The sequence below is a fragment of the Luteimonas mephitis DSM 12574 genome (genome assembly GCF_000422305.1).
GTDB lineage: Bacteria > Pseudomonadota > Gammaproteobacteria > Xanthomonadales > Xanthomonadaceae > Luteimonas > Luteimonas mephitis.
Genome location: NZ_AULN01000013.1, coordinates 490,927 through 510,129, shown reverse-complemented (window position 1 = coordinate 510,129; position 19,203 = coordinate 490,927). Strand labels below are relative to the sequence as shown.

Annotated in this window: 17 protein-coding genes; 11 read left to right on the top strand and 6 right to left on the bottom strand. The window is 67.4% G+C overall.

The window, feature by feature from the left end:
- Nucleotides 1–282 (bottom strand): IS3 family transposase (locus H570_RS0104860; protein ID WP_027079762.1); only part of this gene is annotated, 282 nt, incomplete at its 3' end.
- Nucleotides 283–361: 79 nt separating this feature from the next.
- Here H570_RS0104860 and H570_RS18805 point away from each other — a divergent pair.
- The 3 genes from H570_RS18805 (at nucleotide 362) to H570_RS0104845 (ending at nucleotide 3,711) form a co-directional block, all read left to right on the top strand.
- A complete protein-coding gene (locus H570_RS18805; protein ID WP_156899841.1) occupies nucleotides 362–649 on the top strand; it encodes a hypothetical protein in 288 nt (95 codons plus the stop codon).
- A 209-nt stretch (nucleotides 650–858) separates the two neighbouring features.
- Nucleotides 859–1,947: a glycosyltransferase gene (locus H570_RS0104850; RefSeq protein WP_156899840.1), complete on the top strand. Its 1,089-nt coding sequence runs from the start codon at nucleotides 859–861 to the stop codon at nucleotides 1,945–1,947.
- A 126-nt stretch (nucleotides 1,948–2,073) separates the two neighbouring features.
- Entirely contained in the window at nucleotides 2,074–3,711 is a 1,638-nt protein-coding gene (locus H570_RS0104845; protein WP_084499758.1) for a sulfotransferase family protein, read from the top strand.
- A gap of 151 nt (nucleotides 3,712–3,862) precedes the next feature.
- Here H570_RS0104845 and glmS read toward each other — a convergent pair whose 3' ends face one another.
- Nucleotides 3,863–5,701: a glutamine--fructose-6-phosphate transaminase (isomerizing) gene (gene glmS / locus H570_RS0104840; protein WP_027079759.1), complete on the bottom strand. Its 1,839-nt coding sequence runs from the start codon at nucleotides 5,699–5,701 to the stop codon at nucleotides 3,863–3,865.
- 319 nt (nucleotides 5,702–6,020) lie between these two features.
- Between glmS and H570_RS0104835 the strand changes: the two genes are divergently transcribed.
- The 7 genes from H570_RS0104835 (at nucleotide 6,021) to H570_RS0104805 (ending at nucleotide 13,932) form a co-directional block, all read left to right on the top strand.
- On the top strand, nucleotides 6,021–7,316 hold the full coding sequence (locus H570_RS0104835) for an efflux RND transporter periplasmic adaptor subunit (protein ID WP_036135103.1): 1,296 nt from the start codon (nucleotides 6,021–6,023) through the stop codon (nucleotides 7,314–7,316).
- 2 nt (nucleotides 7,317–7,318) lie between these two features.
- Nucleotides 7,319–7,537 (top strand): hypothetical protein, encoded by a 219-nt coding sequence (locus H570_RS0104830; RefSeq protein WP_027079757.1) that lies wholly within the window; start codon nucleotides 7,319–7,321, stop codon nucleotides 7,535–7,537.
- Nucleotides 7,538–7,608: 71 nt separating this feature from the next.
- Nucleotides 7,609–8,328, top strand: a complete 720-nt coding sequence (locus H570_RS0104825; RefSeq protein WP_027079756.1) for an ABC transporter ATP-binding protein — start codon at nucleotides 7,609–7,611, stop codon at nucleotides 8,326–8,328.
- A gap of 109 nt (nucleotides 8,329–8,437) precedes the next feature.
- Complete coding sequence (locus H570_RS0104820; RefSeq protein WP_027079755.1) at nucleotides 8,438–9,748, top strand: ABC transporter permease; 1,311 nt, start codon at nucleotides 8,438–8,440, stop codon at nucleotides 9,746–9,748.
- A 106-nt stretch (nucleotides 9,749–9,854) separates the two neighbouring features.
- Nucleotides 9,855–11,087: an ABC transporter permease gene (locus H570_RS0104815; RefSeq protein ID WP_027079754.1), complete on the top strand. Its 1,233-nt coding sequence runs from the start codon at nucleotides 9,855–9,857 to the stop codon at nucleotides 11,085–11,087.
- Between the two features lie 138 nt (nucleotides 11,088–11,225).
- On the top strand, nucleotides 11,226–12,569 hold the full coding sequence (locus H570_RS0104810; RefSeq protein ID WP_027079753.1) for a sigma-54-dependent transcriptional regulator: 1,344 nt from the start codon (nucleotides 11,226–11,228) through the stop codon (nucleotides 12,567–12,569).
- 52 nt (nucleotides 12,570–12,621) lie between these two features.
- Nucleotides 12,622–13,932, top strand: coding sequence for a sensor histidine kinase (locus H570_RS0104805; RefSeq protein ID WP_036135100.1), 1,311 nt, complete (start codon nucleotides 12,622–12,624; stop codon nucleotides 13,930–13,932).
- Between the two features lie 159 nt (nucleotides 13,933–14,091).
- Here H570_RS0104805 and glmU read toward each other — a convergent pair whose 3' ends face one another.
- Complete coding sequence (gene glmU / locus H570_RS0104800; RefSeq protein ID WP_027079751.1) at nucleotides 14,092–15,459, bottom strand: bifunctional UDP-N-acetylglucosamine diphosphorylase/glucosamine-1-phosphate N-acetyltransferase GlmU; 1,368 nt, start codon at nucleotides 15,457–15,459, stop codon at nucleotides 14,092–14,094.
- A gap of 140 nt (nucleotides 15,460–15,599) precedes the next feature.
- Between glmU and H570_RS0104795 the strand changes: the two genes are divergently transcribed.
- Complete coding sequence (locus H570_RS0104795; protein ID WP_027079750.1) at nucleotides 15,600–15,983, top strand: GtrA family protein; 384 nt, start codon at nucleotides 15,600–15,602, stop codon at nucleotides 15,981–15,983.
- Nucleotides 15,984–16,125: 142 nt separating this feature from the next.
- On the opposite strand, the gene H570_RS0104790 is transcribed toward H570_RS0104795, so the two are convergent.
- The 3 genes from H570_RS0104790 to atpG form a co-directional block, all read right to left on the bottom strand.
- Nucleotides 16,126–16,551, bottom strand: coding sequence for a F0F1 ATP synthase subunit epsilon (locus H570_RS0104790; protein WP_027079749.1), 426 nt, complete (start codon nucleotides 16,549–16,551; stop codon nucleotides 16,126–16,128).
- Nucleotides 16,552–16,691: 140 nt separating this feature from the next.
- Nucleotides 16,692–18,116, bottom strand: coding sequence for a F0F1 ATP synthase subunit beta (atpD, locus tag H570_RS0104785; protein ID WP_036135098.1), 1,425 nt, complete (start codon nucleotides 18,114–18,116; stop codon nucleotides 16,692–16,694).
- Between the two features lie 165 nt (nucleotides 18,117–18,281).
- Nucleotides 18,282–19,145: a F0F1 ATP synthase subunit gamma gene (gene atpG, locus H570_RS0104780; protein WP_027079747.1), complete on the bottom strand. Its 864-nt coding sequence runs from the start codon at nucleotides 19,143–19,145 to the stop codon at nucleotides 18,282–18,284.
- Nucleotides 19,146–19,203: the final 58 nt, after the last annotated feature.

The following is a 19,203-nucleotide window of genomic DNA, read 5'->3' as shown; positions in this document are numbered from 1 at the left end:
ACTCCTTGGCGAAAAAGGCCGCGGCTTTTTTAGAATGTCCCGCTCCATCTTCAACCGGGCCACTTCTTTCTTCAGACGCTCGATCTCCGCCTGTTCGGGCTTCATCTGCCCTTGGCCCGGGAAAGCCTGCTGCGGGTCCTGGTCGTAATCCTTGAGCCACTTGCGCAGCACATTCAGATGGATCCCCAAGTCCCGGGAGGCTTGCGCCACCGATGTTCCCCGCTCCCGCACCAGCTTGACCGCCTCAACCTTGAACTCTCGGGTAAAGGTCCGCTTTGCCATTTGCCACCTCCGGTTTCATCATCACACCTAAACCAGGTGTCTGTGAAACCGGCAGCAGTCCAGGCGGCAAGCCTGCGGCTTGAAGCAACAGCTGCCGAACCGCGACCGGTTGATCCTGACTGATGAACTGGAATTTCGGCCTGAACCTCGATGTACCGCCGTACCAGCACCCGATGAGCATCAACACAAAATTCAACGCATCACGCTCAACGACCTGATGGTCATGGCGAAGCGCTTCCGCGTGGCCGGCGCAAGCGACGCGCTGGCATGGGTGCGCGAGGCGATGGGGCAATGGATGGGCTTTGCGGATGCGGCAAGGCTCGAAGAGGACGAGGCGCGCGCAAAGGTTCCGGCCCATGGAACATGAGGAGAAGCCGCGCGCCTTCCTCGATCGCGGACTTGATTTCGATACACTGCTGCCGATGTTGGCAGGCATGCGCAGCCCAAGCTTCCACCCGCGTGCTTCGGAACCCTTGGCGGGGTGCGATCCGGCGTACACGCGTGACTTGATGCGCCATGCGTACACGGTTACCGGATGCGTCGCGGACACGCGGGCGACCACGGCTGCAAATTCCCGTGCGTAGCCACGCGATGGCCGCGGGCCGGCATGTGCTGTGGATCGTCGGTCCGGCACTGGGACATGCCTCCCGATGCCTGCTCATTGCACGCGAGCTGCGCGCCAGCCATGGCATCGACAGCCATTTCATCGGCTCGGACCGGCATGGCTTCCATGCACGGTTGCTGGCCCCGGACTTCGGCACAACCGACCTGGGTTGTGCACCCACGGACCATGGCCGGTTCGCGGATGGTGTCCTTGCGCATGCGCGCCAGTCGCGGCCCGGTGCCATCTGTATCGATTGCTCGCCGGTGCCATGGATGCTGGCGATGCCGCCACTGCCGGCGCCAACGGTCTACCTGACCAATCATTTCCTCAGCCATGGTCCCGCCCGCACGCTGCAGGACGATCTCTGGCAACAGAATCAGGTCCCGTGGTGCGCCGAGAGACAGTCCCGCGGCCTTCGCGCCATTGCCAGCGCCCGCGCACTTTACGAGGCCAGCCTCGTATTGTTCTGCGATCCTTCGTCTCTGGTGCCGCAGTCGCCGCAGCCTCCCGCCAATGCGCAAGTCATCGGCGCGTGCTGCTGGACGCCCGCGGCCAACCTGCCGGCAGCGCTCGAACCGTTGCAGGACGTCCTGTTCGTATCGTTCGGCTCAACAGGACGAGGCACCATTCCTGCCGAAATGCTCGAGCGACTTGCGCGCGTGGGCAGGACGACGCCACGAACCGTCGTCCGGATCGACCAAGGTAGCATTCGCATCGATGACCAACGCCTGCCACTTGGCGGATTCGTGCCAACGCCCGGGATCCTGGGACGTTCAGGCCTGGCATTGACCCACGGCGGTACCGGCTCCACCTACCAGGCCATGGCCCATGGCGTCCCCACCCTGGTCTGGCCCGCGCACCGCAACCACCACGTCCTGGGCGAACGCATCGAGGATCTCGGGATCGGCGTCCTGCTGGATCCTTCCGGCTGGACGGACGGACTTGCGCGGTTCGAGACGGACTTCGATGCGCTCGTGTCCCGCTCGCGCGCGCATGCGTTTGACCTCGCGCAGGGGCCCGCCCATGGCGCACGGCTGATCAGCGAACTGCTGCGAGCCTGATGCGCGGGACACGGCGGCCGCCGGTTTGACCCGCGTGATCGCTGGTGGAAGCACCCCTGCCGCATTGCGAATCCCACCGGATCTGGTCACGATCGCGGGCCACAAGCCTGTTCTGGAGAAGCTCATTTGAGCTCCGTTCGCCCCATCATCATTCTTGGCTGCCAGCGCAGCGGCACCACCTTGCTCGGCCAGATTCTGGGAGCGCACCGCGATGCGGTCCTGATCGATGAGGGCGACGGCTCGACCGAACTGTTGCGGAAGGCCTGTCGCCAAGGGGCGCTGGATCCTGCAACGCTGCTGCCAGGCCTGATCAAGGCTCGCGCCAAGTACCGGGACGACGAACGGGTCGATGCGGCTGGAAGGCTCGCGCCGCGGGTAACCCACGTCGTGATCAAGGCACCCAACCTCACCTACGAAGTCGACGGCTTGCGTCGCCTGTCCGGGCAACCCTGCATCCTGTTCGCAGTCAGGGACGTCCGCGACGTGGTGTCATCGATGGCGCGCCTTCCGCACGTCCCGATGATCGCCAACCAGCTCGCGCTCATGCGCAGTACGCCGGCCGTCAGCGAGCGCTTCGCAGCCGAAATTGAACAGCTCCAGGACGAGTCCATCCCGCCGCACGTCAAGCGCGCGATCATCTGGAAGGTCAAGACCTCATATCACTCCGAATTTTCCGCCGCTGGCATCGATGCGCTGACCGTCCGCTACGAATCGCTGGTCGAGGATCCGCAGGCATGGCGGCAACGACTGTTCGAACATGCGGGCCTGGATCCCGCTCACGCCACCAACCACGAAGACGTGATGCGCGGTATCGGGCCGGGCTTCACCATGCGCGGCCGTCCGGTTGACGACGCCTCTGCGCAGCGCTGGAAGCGCACGCTTTCCGATACCGAGGAGCAGCAGGTCTGGGACCAGGCCCAGCCCCTGATGGACGAGCTGGGATACGAGCGCCAGCCGAAGGCCAACGCACCGTGCAAGGCCCTCGACGAGGAGGTCCTGACCAGCCCCGTCATCGCCACGGGACGGGGCGGCAGCGGTACGCGACTGCTGTCGCTGGCGCTGCAGCAGCTCGGCGTTTTCCTCGGCAATCGACTCAACGGCACCGCCGACTCCATTGAATGGGTCGACCTGATCTACGAAATGGTGGTCAAGTCGGGGCTGGACGCGGCACCGCGACCGCAGGACTGGACCGCGGAATTGCGCGCGCGCGCAACGTCGATACTCGTTCAGGGTTCGTGGCAAGCCGGCATGCCGTGGGGATGGAAACTGCCGGAGTCAATGCTGGTGGTCCCCGAGCTCGCCCATGGCCTCCCGGGATCGAAGTTCATCCACCTGGTTCGCGACCCGCTGGACACTTGCCTGCGCCGCACCCACATGACCTCCCGGGCGGACAATCCGGTTGGACGCACAACATTGGCCACGGCTTACGCAGCCCTGGGTTGGCAGCGCGATCCCGCCGCCGATCCGGACCACATCCGCAATGCGGCGTCCTGGTGGCTGCAGGTCAGCGCGATGCAGCGGCACGCCTCGACTCCGGGCATTCGCTGCCTGGAGCTGCGCTACGAGGACTTGTGCACGCAACCGCAGCACACCGCAGACCGCATCGCCGCATACCTCGACATTCCGGAACGCACGGTCGACCTGCCAGTGGATGAAGCCAGGCGCTGCGTGTGGACCGCCGGCGATGCAAGGGCAGCGGAAGTCTGGCGGATCTGCGGCGACGTGGCCGCAGGCTACGGCTACTCGTTCAACCCGACCGACTGACCGGAAGCGCGGAGCCGATCGCTGGTCCCTGGGAGAATCACTGCATCCGTCGCAACGCCCAGTTCCTGCCCGAGACATTCGCCTCCGGCTGCCGCAACGGCTTACTCCACCGTGACGGAACGATTTCGAACGGGATTCATCCCCGTTCGAATCACTCCACCGTCACCGATTTCGCCAGGTTCCTCGGCTTGTCCACGTCGGTCCCGCGCGCCAGGGCTGCGTGGTAGGCGAGCAACTGCACGGGAATCGTGTGCACGATCGGGCTGAGCACGCCGACGTGGCGCGGGGTGCGGATCACGTGGACGCCCTCGGACTCGCTGAAGTTGCTGTCGGCGTCGGTGAACACGAACAGTTCGCCGCCGCGGGCCCGGACTTCCTGCATGTTGGACTTCACCTTCTCCAGCAGGTTGTCGTTGGGCGCGATCACCACCACCGGCATGTCGGCGTCCACCAGCGCGAGCGGGCCGTGCTTGAGTTCTCCGGCCGGATACGCCTCCGCGTGGATGTAGGAAATTTCCTTGAGCTTGAGCGCGCCTTCGAGTGCAATCGGGTAGTGCACGCCGCGACCGAGGAACAGCGCGTGCTGCTTCGGCGCGAAGCGCTCGGCCCAGGCGGCGATCTGCGGCTCCAGGTTGAGCGCGTGCTGCACGCTGCCGGGCAGGTGGCGCAGCGCCTCGATGTACTCGGCTTCCCTGTCCTCCGGCAGCCGGCCGCGCAGCTTGGCCAGGGTCGCGGCCAGGGTGAACAACGCGACCAGCTGCGTGGTGAACGCCTTGGTCGACGCCACGCCGATCTCGGCGCCGGCGCGGGTGTAGAGCACCAGCCGGCTCGCGCGCGGGATTGCGCTTTCGGGCACGTTGCAGATCGACAGCGTCTTGTCGTGGCCCAGTGACTTGGCGTACTTGAGCGCCTCCATCGTGTCGAGCGTTTCGCCCGACTGCGAGATGGTCACCACCAGGTGCTTCGGATTGGCCACGGCGCTGCGGTAGCGGTACTCGCTGGCGATCTCGACGCTGCACGGCAGGCCGGCGATCGCCTCGATCCAGTAGCGGGCCACGCTGCCCGAGTAGTAGCTGGTGCCGCAGGCGAGGATCTGCACGCCTTCGACATCACCCAGCACGGCCTGCGCATCCTTGCCGAACAGCTCCGCACCAAAGGCATTGGCATCCATCACCGCCTCGATGGTGTCGGCGATCGCGCGCGGCTGCTCGTGGATCTCCTTCTGCATGAAGTGGCGGTAGGGGCCGAGTTCGAGCGAGGCCAGCGACACGTCCGAGACATGCACTTCGCGTTCGACCGCCGCGCCTGCCTCGTCGAACACGCGCACGCCGGCGCGCGTGACTTCTGCCGTGTCGCCTTCCTCGAGGAAGATCACGCGGCGCGTGGCCTGGATGATCGCCGAGACGTCGGAGGCGACGAAATTCTCGCCCTCGCCCAGCCCGACCAGCAGCGGGCAGCCCATCCGCGCGCAGACCATGCGCTCGGGCTCGGCGCGGCTGATCACGGCCAGCGCATAGGCGCCGTGCAGGTCCTTGACCGCGCGCTGCAGGGCGGCGAGCAGGTCGTTGCCACCCTGCAGGTAGTGGTGGATGAGGTGGGCGATGACCTCGGTGTCAGTCTGCGATTCGAACTGGTAGCCCAGCGCCTGCAGGCGCGCACGCTGCTGTTCGTGGTTCTCGATGATGCCGTTGTGCACCAGCGCCACGCCGTGGCTGACGTGCGGGTGCGCGTTGAGTTCGGTGACGCCGCCATGGGTGGCCCAGCGGGTGTGGCCGATGCCCAGGTCGGCATGGAAGCCTTCGGCAGCGGCTTCCATTTCGGCCACGCGTCCGGTGCGGCGCACGCGGCGGATGTCGCGGCGGGCGCCGTCGCCGTCATCGACCACCGCGATGCCGGCCGAGTCGTAACCGCGGTATTCGAGGCGCTTGAGGCCTTCGATGAGGACGGGAACCACATCGCGATCCGCGATCGCGCCGACGATGCCGCACATGAATGGGGAACTCCTGCTTGTAGATCATGAATTGTAGTCGGCCACCGGCCGCCGTCGGACCAGGCTTGCCCCGGCGCACGCGCTGTGCATCGGCAGCCGGCGCGCTCGGAGGCAGTCCGGCCTGCTTCCAGGGAAAGCAGTCGTCGCCGTGCCCCCCGTTTGAACGCAATTGCCGGGGCAAAGCGTCCGCGCGGACACTCCGGGTGTCCGCGCGGACACCAATGACTGGCCATAAAACTTAATAAATTCAATATGTTATGATTGGCACGCGATTTGCGCATGCAACCGTATGAAGCCTTCGAACATCCAAGACCTACGCATGGACAACCGCCCCCGCATCCGCGACACCTCCGGACAGGACCACGTGGTGTCGCCCGCCAGCCCGGGCAAGCGCCATCGCAGGGGTTTGATCATCGGCGGCATCGTTGGCACGGCTGTACTCGCGCTGGCGGCCTGGGTCGTCATCGGCTGGACGTCCGGCGGGCGCTCGTTCGATGCCAGCCGCGTGCGCATCGCCCAGGTCACCCGCGGCGACCTGGTCCGCGACCTTTCGGCCGACGGCCGCGTGATCGCCGCCAACAGCCCGACCCTGTACGCCATCGCCGCGGGCACGGTCGCGCTGAAGGTGGTCGCCGGCGACGTGGTCAAGAAGGACCAGCCGCTGGCGGTGATCGACAGCCCGGAGCTGCGCAGCAAGCTGGTGCAGGAAGAATCCACCCTGGCCAGCATGGAAGCCGAAGCCAGCCGCGCGGTGCTCGACGCACAGATCGCCCGCGCGGCGGCGCGCAAGGTGGTGCAGCAGGCTGAAATCAGCCGCACCGCGGCGCAGCGCGACCTGGAGCGCTACCAGCGTGCCTTCGAGGGCGGCGCGGTATCGCAGAACGAGCTGGCCAAGGCGCAGGACGATCTGAAGAAGGCCGAGATCGAACTCACCAGCGCGCAGAAGGACAACGCGCTGCAGGGCGAAGGCGCTGGCCTGGACGCACGCAACAAGCGCCTGCTCGCCGACCGCCAGAAGGCGGTGGTGGCCGAGGCCCGGCGCCAGGTCGACGCACTGACGATCCGCTCGCCGTTCGACGGCCAGGTCGGCCAGGTACAGGTGCCGCAGGGCACCAGCGTGGTCGCCAACGGGCCGGTGCTGGGCGTGGTGGACCTGGGCAAGTTCGAGGTCGAGATCAAGGTGCCGGAAAGCTTCGCCCGCGACCTGGGCATCGGCATCCCGGCGCAGATCACCAGCAACGGCAAGGTCTACAAGGCGGAGGTTTCGGCGGTGTCGCCAGAGGTCGTCAACGGCGAGGTCAACGCCCGCCTGCGCTTCGCCGACGGCCAGCAGCCGCCGGGCCTGCGCCAGAACCAGCGGCTGTCGGCGCGGATCGTGCTCGACACCCGCAAGAACGTGCTCATGGTCGAGCGCGGCCCGTTCCTGGAACAGGACGGCGGCAGCTTCGCCTGGGTGGTCGAGGACGGCAGCGCCACGCGCCGCCCGATCCAGGCCGGCGCCAGCAGTTTGAGCAACGTGGAAATCGTATCCGGCCTCAAGGAGGGCGACCGCATCGTCGTCTCCGGCACGGACCAGTTTGGCAACGCGGACCGCGTCCGCATCAATGGAGGATGACAATGAGTACCCCCGCTTATTTCTCGTTCCCGCAGCAGTGGAACGCACAGGACCTGGCCGACGCCATGCCGCGCCGCCTGCGCCTGTCGCAGATGACCGATTTCGACGCAGGCCGCGCGGGCGCCGCCGCCTGCGCCAATGCACCGGCGCGCAGGCTGCATACGACACGGCACGGCTACCTGCGCAACGCGGACCTGCCGCAGCTGTTCCGCGTGCGCTGATCCGGTTCGCCGGCATCGCGCAGGCAGGCAAGACAACGCAACGCCCCCTTCCACCGAACAGGAACACTCCCATGCTGGACATGCGCCAGGTCTCCAAGGTCTACCGCACCGAACTGGTCGAGACGCACGCGCTGCGCTCGCTCGACCTGCACGTGGCCGAAGGCGAGTTCGTCGCCGTCACCGGCCCGTCGGGTTCGGGCAAGACCACGTTCCTCAACATCGCCGGGCTGCTGGAGACCTTCACCGGCGGCGAGTTCACGCTCGACGGCGAGAACGTCAAGGGCCTGTCGGACAACCAGCGCAGCAAGCTGCGCAACCAGAAGATCGGCTTCATCTTCCAGGGCTTCAACCTGATCCCCGACCTCAACCTGTTCGACAACTGCGACGTGCCGCTGCGCTACCGCGGCATGCCGGCGAACGAGCGCAAGCTGCGCATCGAGGACGCGCTGGGGATGGTGGGCCTGGGCTCGCGGATGAAGCACTACCCGGCGGAACTCTCCGGCGGGCAGCAGCAGCGCGCGGCGATCGCGCGCGCGCTTGCCGGCAGCCCGCGCCTGCTGCTGGCCGACGAACCCACCGGCAACCTCGACTCGCAGATGGCGCGCAGCGTGCTGGAACTGCTGGAGGACATCAACTCGCAGGGCGCGACCATCATCATGGTCACCCACGACCCCGAGCTTGCCGCGCGCGCACAGCGCAACGTGCACATCGTCGACGGCATGGCCACCGACCTGTCGGTGGAGCCGAGCCTGGCGCGCGTTGCAAAGGCGACGGCGGGGGCTGGGAGCTAGGGACCAGGGGCTCGAACTCAAAGCCGGCGTCCCTCGCAGCCTCGAATCAACCTGCTTCCCGCGCCCTCCAGATCCCAGATCCCAGCCCCGCGACCAAAGGGAGCACCCCATGTTCACCTACTACCTCAACCTCGCGCTGCGCAGCTTCCGCCGCAACAAGGCGCTGACGGCGCTGATGGTGCTGGCGATCGCGCTTGGCATCGGCGCCAGCATGACCACGCTGACGGTGTTCCACATCCTGTCCGGCGACCCGGTGCCCACGCGCAGCGGCGAGCTGTTCTACGTGCAGCTCGATCCGGAGGGTATGACCGGTTACACGCCCGGCGAGGAGCCCGCCGAACAGGTGACCCGCTTCGACGCGCAAACCCTGCTGCGCGAGAAGCGCGGCGACCGGCAGGCGATGATGACCGGCGGCAGCCTCGCGATCACCCCGCAGAAGCAGGGCATGTCGCCGTTCTATGGCGACGCGCGCTACACCACGGCGGACATCTTCCCGATGTTCGACATGCCGTTCCTGTACGGCGGCGGCTGGAGCGCGACCGAGGACGAGCGCCACGCCCGGGTCGCGGTGATCGCCAAGGCGCTCAACGACAAGCTGTTCGGCGGCGCCGACAGCGTCGGCAGGACGGTGCGGCTGGATAGCGACGATTTCCGCATCGTCGGCGTCCTCGACCAGTGGCGGCCCACGCCGCGCTTCTACGACATGAACAGCGACCGCTTCGGCGAGCTGGAGCAGGTCTTCGTACCCTTCTCCACCTCCCGCGACCTGAAGATGAGCCGCAACGGCAGCATGGATTGCTGGGGCGATGCCGGGTCCGATCCGGAAGGCGCGGCCGGCGTGAATGCGCCGTGCGTCTGGATCCAGTACTGGGTGCAGCTGGGCACGCCGGCCAAGGTCGACGCGTACCGCCGCTACCTGGTCAACTACTCCGACCAGCAGCGCAGCAGCGGTCGCTACGAGCGCCCGACCAACGTGCGCCTGCGCAGCGTGATGGAATGGCTGGACTACAACAAGGTGGTGCCCAGCGACGTGCGCCTGCAGGTGTGGCTGGCATTCGGCTTCCTCGCGGTCTGCCTGCTCAACACGGTGGGCCTGCTGCTGGCGAAGTTCCTGCGCCGCAGCGGCGAGGTCGGCGTGCGCCGCGCGCTGGGCGCGTCGCGTCGCGAGATCTTCATGCAGTGCCTGGTCGAAGCCGGCGTGGTCGGCATGGCCGGCGGCATCGTCGGCCTGGCGCTGGCCTGGCTCGGGCTGTGGGCCGTGCGACAGCAGCCGGCCAGCTACGCCGAGCTTGCGCACCTTGATCCGCTGATGCTGCTGACGACTTTCGTCCTGGCCGTCGGCGCCAGCCTGCTGGCCGGCGTGATCCCGGCCTGGCAGGCAATGCAGGTCACGCCCGCCATCCAGCTCAAATCGCAATAGCCCCTGTAGGAGCGCCCCATGGGCGCGATGCTCCTGCCCTGATGTCACACGAAAGAGCTTCGCGCCCATGGGGCGCTCCTACGAGAACCGAAACGAGGACTCCACCATGGAACTGCGCCCCATCCTCTCCACCCTGCTCCGGCACAAGACCGCCGCGGCGCTGATCGTGCTGGAGATCGCGCTGAGCTGCGCGATCGTCTGCAATGCGCTGTTCCTGATCGGCAACCGCATCGAGCGGATCAACCTGGTCAGCGGCGTGGCCGAGAACGAAGTCGTGCGCGTGCAGCTCACCGGCATCGGCAGGGACGACAACGCCGATGCGCTGACCCGCAGCGACCTGGCCACCCTGCGCGGGCTGCCGGGCGTCAAGGCCGCGACCGTCACCAACCAGGTTCCGTTCGTGAATTCATCGTGGAACACCTCGGTGAACATGACCAAGGACCAGAAGCAGCCGACGCTCGGCGCCACCGTCTACATGGCCGACAGCCAGTTCCTCGATACGCTCGGGCCGAAGATCGTGGCCGGCCGGCAGTTCGCGCCCGACGAGTTCATCGAATGGGCGGCGCTCGATGCGCCCGACAGCAAGGTGTCGATCCCCTCGGTCATCATCACCCGCAGCCTGGCCGACAAGCTGTTCCCCGGCCAGGACGCGGTCGGCAGATCGTTCTACAGCTGGGGCGATGACCCGATCCGCATCGTCGGCGTGGTCGACCACCTGGTGCGCCCGAGCGATCAGGGCGGGCCGGCAGCGCACGAGTACTCGATGGTCTTTCCGATCAACGTCCCGTACTCGCTGGGCGGCAACTACCTGCTGCGCACCGAGCCCGGGCGCCGCGCCGAAGTGCTCAAGGCGGCGGTGGCCGCGCTCGAGCGCAACGGCCCCAACCGCATCATCCTCACCGACAACACCAAGACCATGGAAGAACTGCGCAGCGCCTACTACCGCGCCGATCGCGCCATGGTCTGGCTGCTGGTCGCGGTGATCGTCGCGCTGCTGGTCGTGACCGCGCTGGGTATCGTCGGCCTGGCCAGCTTCTGGGTGCAGCAGCGCACCAAGCAGATCGGCGTGCGCCGCGCGCTGGGCGCGACCAAGGGGCAGATCCTGCGCTACTTCCAGACCGAGAACTTCCTGCTCGCCACGGTCGGCATCGCGCTGGGGATGCTGCTGGCGTTCGGCATCAACCAGATGCTGATGGGCAAGTACGAGCTGCCGCGCCTGCCGCTGGTGTACCTGCCGATCGGCGCGGTGGCGCTGTGGCTGCTCGGCCAGTTCGCGGTGTTCTGGCCGGCGCGACGCGCCGCGGCGGTGCCGCCGGCGGTGGCGACGCGGAGCGTGTAGCTTCAAGCCCTTTTTCTTGTCCACGGGAGACGGTTGGGGTGAGGGCGCTAGACGAAGGGCGCACCCTCATCGGCGCCATGGGCACCTTCTCCCGGAGGCGGGAGAAGGGCCTCGCCAATCCTGGACCATAATTCGCCCATGCCCACCATCCTCGTCATCGATGACAATCCTTCCGTCGCCACCGCGCTGGACGTGCTGTTCTCGCTGCACGACATCGACACGCTGCGCGCGGAGTCGCCGCAGGCGGGACTGGAGCAACTGCGGCGGCACGACGTCGACCTGGTGATCCAGGACATGAACTTCCACGCCGACACCACGTCGGGCGAGGAAGGCATCGCGCTGTTCCACGAGATCCGGGCGCAGTACCCGGACCTGCCGGTGATCCTGCTTACGGCGTGGACACACCTGGAGTCGGCGATCGACCTGGTCCGCGCCGGCGCCGCCGACTACCTGGCCAAGCCGTGGGACGATCCCAAGCTGATGGCCACGGTCAACAACCTGCTGGAGCTGGCCGACGCACGCCGCGAGCTGTCGCGCGAGCGCGCCGGCGAACGCCAGCGCCGCGCCGCGCTGCTGCGCGACCACGACCTGCGCGGGCTGGTATTCGACGACCCCGCCAGCGAGGCCACGGTGTCCCTGGCCTGCCAGATCGCGCGCTCGGACATCCCGGTGCTGATCACCGGTCCAAACGGCGCCGGCAAGGAGAAGTACGCCGAGATCGTCCACGCCAACTCCAACGTGCGCAACGGTCCGTTCGTGGCGCTCAACTGCGGCGCGCTGCCGGCGGACCTGGTCGAGGCCGAATTGTTCGGCGCCGAACCCGGCGCCTACACCGGCGCCAGCAAGGCGCGCGAAGGCAAGTTCGAAGCCGCCGACGGCGGTACGCTGTTCCTCGACGAGATCGGCACGCTGCCGCTGGCCGGCCAGGTGAAGCTGCTGCGGGTGCTGGAAACCGGCCGCTTCGAGCGTCTGGGCGGCAACCGCGAGCGCAGCGTCAAGGTGCGCATCGTCAGCGCGACCAACGCCGACCTCGCCGTCCTGATTGCCGAGGGCCGCTTCCGCGAGGACCTGTTCTACCGCCTCAACGGCATCGAGTTGCGCCTGCCACCGCTCAGTGCGCGCCCGCGCGACATCCTGCCGCTGGCACGGCACTTCCTGCCCCACGGCAAGCGCCTGGGCGAAGACGCCGAGCGCACGCTGCTGCGCCACGCCTGGCCGGGCAACGTGCGCGAGCTGCGCAACACGATGCAGCGCGCGGCGCTGCTGGCGCGCGGCGACCGGATCTCGGCTACCGACCTTGCCCTGCAGCCGGCACCGGGCCCGTCCATCGGCGCGGCCGCGAGCGACGAACCGGACCGCGCGGCGATCGAAGCCGCGCTCGAGCGCCACGGCGGCGTGCTGGCGCAGGCCGCAAACGAACTCGGGCTGTCGCGGCAGGCGCTGTATCGGCGCCTCGACCGGCTTGGGATCAGGCGCGACTGATGGGTAGCATGCGGCCAGCGAACCTCGCACGCGCGACCGCGGGAAACCACTGATGCACTGGTGGCACCGCCTTCCACTGGATGCCGTCTACGCCGCGCTCACCCTCGGCTACATGCTCGCCGCGGCCGCGCTGGCACTGCTGCTCACGCGCTGGCTGCAGCCGTGGGCGGCCGTGGCGCTGTCGGTTGCGCTGCCGCTTCCGCTGCTGCTGTACCACGTGCGCCGGGTCTTCGCACCGGCGCGCTCGCTGTTCCGCGCGCTCGCCGGCAGCGTCGCGAACTATCGCGACGGCGACTACAGCTCCGGCGTCTCGTGGCAGGGCCGCGGCGGGCTGCGCGAACTGGTCGACAGCCACAACCAGCTGGGGAAGGTGCTGCGCGAGCAGCGCCAGTCGCTGGTCCAGCGCGAACTGCTGCTCGACACGGTGGTGCAGAACACGCCGGTGGCGATGCTGCTGGTGGACGCGGCGCGGCGCGTGGTGCTCGGCAACCTCGCCGCGCGCAAGATGTTCGGCGAAGGCAGGAAGCTCGAAGGACAATCCCTCGACACCCTGCTCGCCGGCACCAGCGAGCCGGTGCGCGATGCGTTCTCGCGTGGCGGCGACGGCATGTTCACGGTCGGCGAGGAGGACAGCGCCGACATCTACCACCTGTCGCGGCGTACGTTCCGGCTCAACGGCCGCCCGCATGAGCTGGTGCTGCTGCGCCTGCTGACCGCGGAGCTGCGCCGACAGGAAGTACAGACCTGGAAGAAGGTGATCCGGGTGATCAGCCACGAACTCAACAACTCGCTGGCGCCGATTGCATCGCTGGCGCACTCGGGCGCCGAACTGCTGCGCCGCGGCCAGCATGAGCGCCTGCCGGTCGCGCTGGCGACCATCGAGGAACGCGCGCGCCACCTCGAAGGCTTCATCCGCGACTACGCCCGCTTCGCCAAGATGCCCGCACCGCGACTGGAGGCGGTGGAATGGCGACGGTTCATCGCCCAGTTGCGCAGCCAGGTGGAGTTCGTCGACGACCTGCACCCGGCCGACGGCACCGCGCGCATCGATGCGGCACAGGTCGAACAGGCGCTGCTGAACCTGCTGCGCAATGCGCACGAATCCGGCAGCCCGGCACAGGAGGTACGGCTGTCGGTGCGCGGCATTCCCGGCGCCTGGCGCATCGACGTGCTCGACCGCGGCAGCGGCATGAACGACGCGGTGCTGGCCAACGCGCTGCTGCCGTTCTATTCCACCAAGCGCCACGGCACCGGCCTGGGCCTGGCGCTGGCACGCGAGATCGCCGAAGCCCACGGCGGCCGCATCGCCCTGCTCAACCGCGACGGCGGCGGCTTGTGCGTGTCGATGGTGCTGCCGGGGTAATCGGGATGTAGGTCGGGGCGACGTCCCCGACGGCACAATTCACGGTACGCGGAATGTCGGGGGACACCGTTTCTGTCCCTGCAGGAACGCGTAGGTCGGGGCTACGTCCCCGACATCTCGCACAACGTGACCCACAACCGTCGGGGGCGTAGCCCCGGCCTACGGCTGTTTCTTCGGGCGCTGCCATCCTTCAATCGCCACCTGCCGGGCGCGCGCGACGGTGAGTTTGCCCGCCGGCGCGTCGCTGCCGATCACCGAGCCGGCGCCTATGGTCGCGCCCTTGCCGATCGTCACCGGCGCCACCAGCGAGGCGTTGGAGCCGATGAAGGCATCGTCCTCGATCGTCGTGGTGGACTTGTTGGCGCCATCGTAGTTGCAGGTAATGGTGCCGGCGCCGACGTTGACCCCGGCGCCGATGTCGGCATCGCCGAGATAGGTCAGGTGGTTGGCCTTGCTGCCGACGCCGACGCGCGCGTTCTTGGTCTCGACGAAGTTGCCCACGTGCACGCCGTCGGCGAGGACCGTGCCCGGACGCAGCCGCGCGAACGGGCCAACCTGCACCGCGCCTTCGGTACGCGCGCCGTCGATGTCGCAGTGCGCACGCACCTCGGTGCCGGCGGCAAGGTCGGCGTCGCGGATGCGGCAGAACGGCCCGATGCGCACGCCCTCGCCGAGCGCGACCCGGCCCTCGAGCACGACGTCGACGTCGATCTCCACGTCGCGTTCGACCGTCACATCGCCACGGATGTCCACCCGCGCCGGGTCGGCGAAGCGCACGCCCTGCACGCACAGCGCGCGCACCTGGCGGTGCTGGAACGCGCGCTCGAGCTGGGCCAGCTGCCAGGGATCGTTGGCACCCTCGGTTTCGATCGGGTCTTCGACCGCGACCATTTCGGCTGCGGTGTACTCGGCGGCGGCCATCGCGAACACATCGGTCAGGTAGTACTCGCCCTGCGCGTTGTCGCTCGACAGCCGCTGCAGCCAGCCCTTGAGCGCGACCGCGTCGGCGGCAAGGATGCCGGTGTTGACGGTGTGGATATGGCGTTGCTCGTCATCGGCGTCCTTGTGTTCGACGATGGCGCCGACGCGCCCTTCCGGATCGCGCACGATGCGGCCGTAGCCGGTCGGGTCGTCGAGGTCGGCGACAAGCACCGCGATGCGGCCGTCCGCGGCCAGCAGGCGCTGCAGCGTGGCGGTGGTGATCAGCGGCACGTCGCCGTACAGCACCAGCGCCTGCGCGTCGTCCGGCACGTCAGGCATCGCCTGGCGGACCGCATGGCCGGTGCCGAGCTGGCGCGCCTGCTCGACCCAGTTCAGGTCGGGCTGGTCGGCGAACGCATCACGCACCTGCTCACCGCCGTGCCCGTGCACGACATGGATGCCGGCGGGGCGCAGCCCGCGCGCCGCGGCGATGACGTGGGCCAGCATCGGCCGCCCGGCGACTTTCTGCAGCACCTTGGGCAGCGTGGACTTCATGCGCTTGCCCTCGCCGGCGGCGAGGATCACGACGTGCAGGGGTGCGGTCATGCCATGTCTCGGGATGGAATCGCTGAATTCTAACGGCGCGGGCATTACGATGCCGCCCATACCCGCTTCCGCGACGCCTGCATGCACGACGCCATCACGGCCACACTTGCTCCCGCCTCCATCCCTGGCGCCGTGCCTGCATGAGCCTGGGTCGACAGGGCCGCCACTACCTGATCATCGGTGGCATCCAGTGGCTGGTGGACTGGGGCGTGATGGTCGCGCTGAGCCACTTCGGCATGCGCGTCGCACCGGCCAACGTCGCAGGACGCGTCAGCGGCGCGCTGCTGGGCTACTGGCTGAACGGCAAGCTGACCTTCGCCGGCGAGGACACCGCGGTCGGCCGCACCCAGTTGCTGCGCTTCCTGGCGATGTGGCTGGTGACCACCGCGATCAGCACGTGGTCGATGGCGCACATCGACGAGCTGTTCGGCCTGCGCTGGGCGTGGCTGGCCAAGCCGGGCATCGAGCTGGCGCTGGGCGTGCTGGGGTTCGTGCTGTCGCGGCACTGGGTGTACAAGCGGTGATTAGGGCTTAGGGATTGGGGATTAGGGATTCGGAAAAGCAGAAGCCCCGCTTGCGCGGGGCTTCGCATATGACCGGCCGACGGCGGCCCTTGCCGGAGAAGGCTTTCCCGAATCCCGAATCCCGAATCCCGAATCCCCGCCGTCAGTGCTTGAGGTTCTTGCGCAGCCGCTCCAGCGCGCTGAGCTGGGCGATGCTCATCGCCAGCTGGGTCTGCGCTTCCTCGGCCGACATCTTCGGGTCCTTGTTGGCCAGCGCGCGTTCGGCTTCTTCCTTGGCGGCGCGCACCGCGGCCTCGTCGATGTCCTGCGCGCGCACCGCGGTGTCGGCCAGGATCGTGACCAGCTGCGGCTGCACCTCGAGGATACCGCCGGAGATCGCGAAGTCGAGCGTCTCGCCGCCAGGCTGGGTCACCACCACCTTGCCGGGCTTGAGCCGGGTGATCAGCGGCGCGTGGCGCGGCGCGATGCCGAGCTCGCCCATTTCGCCGGTAGCCACGATCATCTCGGCCTCGCCGTGGAAGATCTCATGCTCGGCGCTGACGATGTCGCAACGGATGGTGCTTGCCATGTTTCCTCGCTTCGCCCGGAAACGGGATTCGGGATTCGGGATTCGGGATTGGCAAATCCAATCTCCGCATCACAATGAATACCGCGCTACCCGCTTTGCCGAATCTCTGATCCCGAATTCCGAATCCCTAAGGTTGCCGCTTACGCGGCGACCTTCTTCGCCTTCTCGATCGCTTCGTCGATGCCGCCGACCATGTAGAACGCCTGCTCCGGCAGGTGGTCGCATTCGCCGTCGACGATCATCTTGAAGCCGCGGATGGTGTCCTTCAGCGACACGTACTTGCCCGGCGAGCCGGTGAACACTTCGGCGACGTGGAACGGCTGCGAGAAGAAGCGCTCGATCTTGCGCGCGCGGCCGACGGCCAGCTTGTCCTCCTCGCTCAGCTCGTCCATGCCGAGGATCGCGATGATGTCCTTGAGTTCCTTGTACTTCTGCAAGGTCGACTGCACGCGGCGTGCGGTGTCGTAGTGCTCGTTGCCGATCACGTTCGGGTCGAGCTGGCGCGAGGTCGAGTCGAGCGGGTCGACCGCCGGGTAGATACCCAGCGAGGCGATGTTGCGGCTCAGCACGACGGTCGCGTCCAGATGCGCGAACGTGGTCGCCGGCGACGGGTCGGTCAGGTCGTCCGCGGGCACGTACACGGCCTGGATCGAGGTGATCGAGCCGGTCTTGGTCGAGGTGATGCGCTCCTGCAGCACGCCCATTTCCTCGGCGAGCGTGGGCTGGTAGCCCACCGCCGACGGCATGCGGCCGAGCAGCGCCGACACTTCGGTGCCGGCCAGGGTGTAGCGGTAGATGTTGTCGACGAAGAACAGTACGTCGCGGCCCTTGCCGGTCTCGTCCTTCTCGTCGCGGAAGTATTCGGCCATGGTCAGGCCGGTGAGCGCGACGCGCAGGCGGTTGCCCGGCGGCTCGTTCATCTGGCCGTACACCATCGCCACCTTCGACTCCTTCATGTTCTCCAGCTTGATGACGCCGGCCTCGGCCATCTCGTGGTAGAAGTCGTTGCCTTCGCGGGTACGCTCGCCGACGCCGGCGAACACCGACAGGCCGCTGTGCTCGGTCGCGATGTTGTTGATCAGCTCCAGCATGTTCACCGTCTTGCCCACGCCGGCGCCGCCGAACAGGCCGACCTTGCCGCCCTTGGCGAACGGGCACATCAGGTCGATGACCTTGATGCCGGTTTCCAGCAGTTCGTTGGTCGCGGCCTGGTCCTCGTAGGACGGCGCGGTACGGTGGATTTCCCAGTGCTCGGTCGCCTCGACCGGACCGGCTTCGTCGATCGGCTCGCCGAGCACGTTCATGATGCGGCCCAGCGTCCCGGTGCCGACCGGCACCGACACGGCCTTGCCGGTGTTCTCGGCCACCAGGTTGCGCTTCAGGCCGTCGGTGGAGCCCAGTGCAATGGTGCGCACCACGCCGTCGCCGAGCTGCTGCTGCACTTCCAGCGTGATCGCGGTGTCCTTGACCTTCAGCGCGTCATACACGCGCGGCACGCTCTCGCGCGGGAATTCGACGTCGACGACGGCGCCGATGATCTGGACGATCTTGCCCTGGTTGCTCATCACTCTAGTCCTCTGGAACTCGGTATCTGTTTTTTGTAGGAGCGGCTTCAGCCGCGAGCTCTTGATTTTTCTTGTAAGAGCTCGCGGCTGAAGCCGCTCCTACAGGAATGATTTGTTCGCTGAATCAAACCGCCGCGGCACCGCCGACGATTCCGGTTGTTCCTGTTACACCGCTGCTGCGCCACCCACGATCTCGGAAATTTCCTGCGTGATCGCCGCCTGCCGGGCCTTGTTGTAGACCAGGTTCAGCGTGTCGATCAGCTTGTTGGCGTTGTCGCTGGCGGCCTTCATCGCCACCATGCGCGCGGCGTGTTCGGAGGCCACGTTCTCCATCACCGCCTGGTACACCAGCGACTCGATGTAGCGCGTCAGAACATGCTCGAGCACTGCCTGCGCGTCGGGTTCGTAGATGTAGTCCCAGTCGTGGCGGGCAACGGCATCGTCCGAGGCCGGCAGCGGCAGCAGCTGGTCGAACGCCGCGCGCTGGGTCATCGTGTTGACGAAATCGTTGTAGGCGAGGAACACCTTGTCGACCTTGCCGCTGCCGTAGGCGTCGAGCATCACCTTGATCACGCCGATCAGCTGGTCGACGCGCGGCTGGTCGCCCAGGTGGGTGACGGTGGCCAGCATTTCGACCTTGATCCGGCGGAAGAACACCGAGGCCTTCTGGCCGATGGTGACCACGTCGACCTCGACGCCCTGCTGCTGCCAGTTGCGGATCTCGCCGAGCAGCTTGCGGAACAGGTTGTTGTTCAGCCCGCCGGCCAGGCCGCGGTCGGACGACACGATGACGTAGCCGACGCGCTTGATGTCCTTGCGCTCGACCAGGTAGGGGTGCTGGAACTCGGAGTTCGCCTGCGCCAGGTGGCCGATGACCTGCTTCATCGCACGCGCGTACGGGCGCGAGGACTTCATCCGCTCCTGCGCCTTGCGGATCTTGGAAGCCGAGACCATTTCGAGCGCGCGCGTCACCTTGCGGGTGTTCTGCACGCTCTTGATCTTGGTTTTGATTTCTCTGCCGCCGGCCATCTGTGCTCGCTCCGCTCGCCGGGATTGGTGATTCGGGATTCGGGATTCGCAAAAGCGA

Coding starts and splice junctions, on each gene's coding strand:
- glmS (WP_027079759.1), bottom strand. CDS start 5,701: ATGTGCGGCATCGTCGGCGCGATCGCGGATCGCGATGTGGTTCCCGTC.
- H570_RS0104835 (WP_036135103.1), top strand. CDS start 6,021: ATGGACAACCGCCCCCGCATCCGCGACACCTCCGGACAGGACCACGTG.
- H570_RS0104830 (WP_027079757.1), top strand. CDS start 7,319: ATGAGTACCCCCGCTTATTTCTCGTTCCCGCAGCAGTGGAACGCACAG.
- H570_RS0104825 (WP_027079756.1), top strand. CDS start 7,609: ATGCTGGACATGCGCCAGGTCTCCAAGGTCTACCGCACCGAACTGGTC.
- H570_RS0104820 (WP_027079755.1), top strand. CDS start 8,438: ATGTTCACCTACTACCTCAACCTCGCGCTGCGCAGCTTCCGCCGCAAC.
- H570_RS0104815 (WP_027079754.1), top strand. CDS start 9,855: ATGGAACTGCGCCCCATCCTCTCCACCCTGCTCCGGCACAAGACCGCC.
- H570_RS0104810 (WP_027079753.1), top strand. CDS start 11,226: ATGCCCACCATCCTCGTCATCGATGACAATCCTTCCGTCGCCACCGCG.
- H570_RS0104805 (WP_036135100.1), top strand. CDS start 12,622: ATGCACTGGTGGCACCGCCTTCCACTGGATGCCGTCTACGCCGCGCTC.
- glmU (WP_027079751.1), bottom strand. CDS start 15,459: ATGACCGCACCCCTGCACGTCGTGATCCTCGCCGCCGGCGAGGGCAAG.
- H570_RS0104795 (WP_027079750.1), top strand. CDS start 15,600: ATGAGCCTGGGTCGACAGGGCCGCCACTACCTGATCATCGGTGGCATC.
- H570_RS0104790 (WP_027079749.1), bottom strand. CDS start 16,551: ATGGCAAGCACCATCCGTTGCGACATCGTCAGCGCCGAGCATGAGATC.
- atpD (WP_036135098.1), bottom strand. CDS start 18,116: ATGAGCAACCAGGGCAAGATCGTCCAGATCATCGGCGCCGTCGTCGAC.
- atpG (WP_027079747.1), bottom strand. CDS start 19,145: ATGGCCGGCGGCAGAGAAATCAAAACCAAGATCAAGAGCGTGCAGAAC.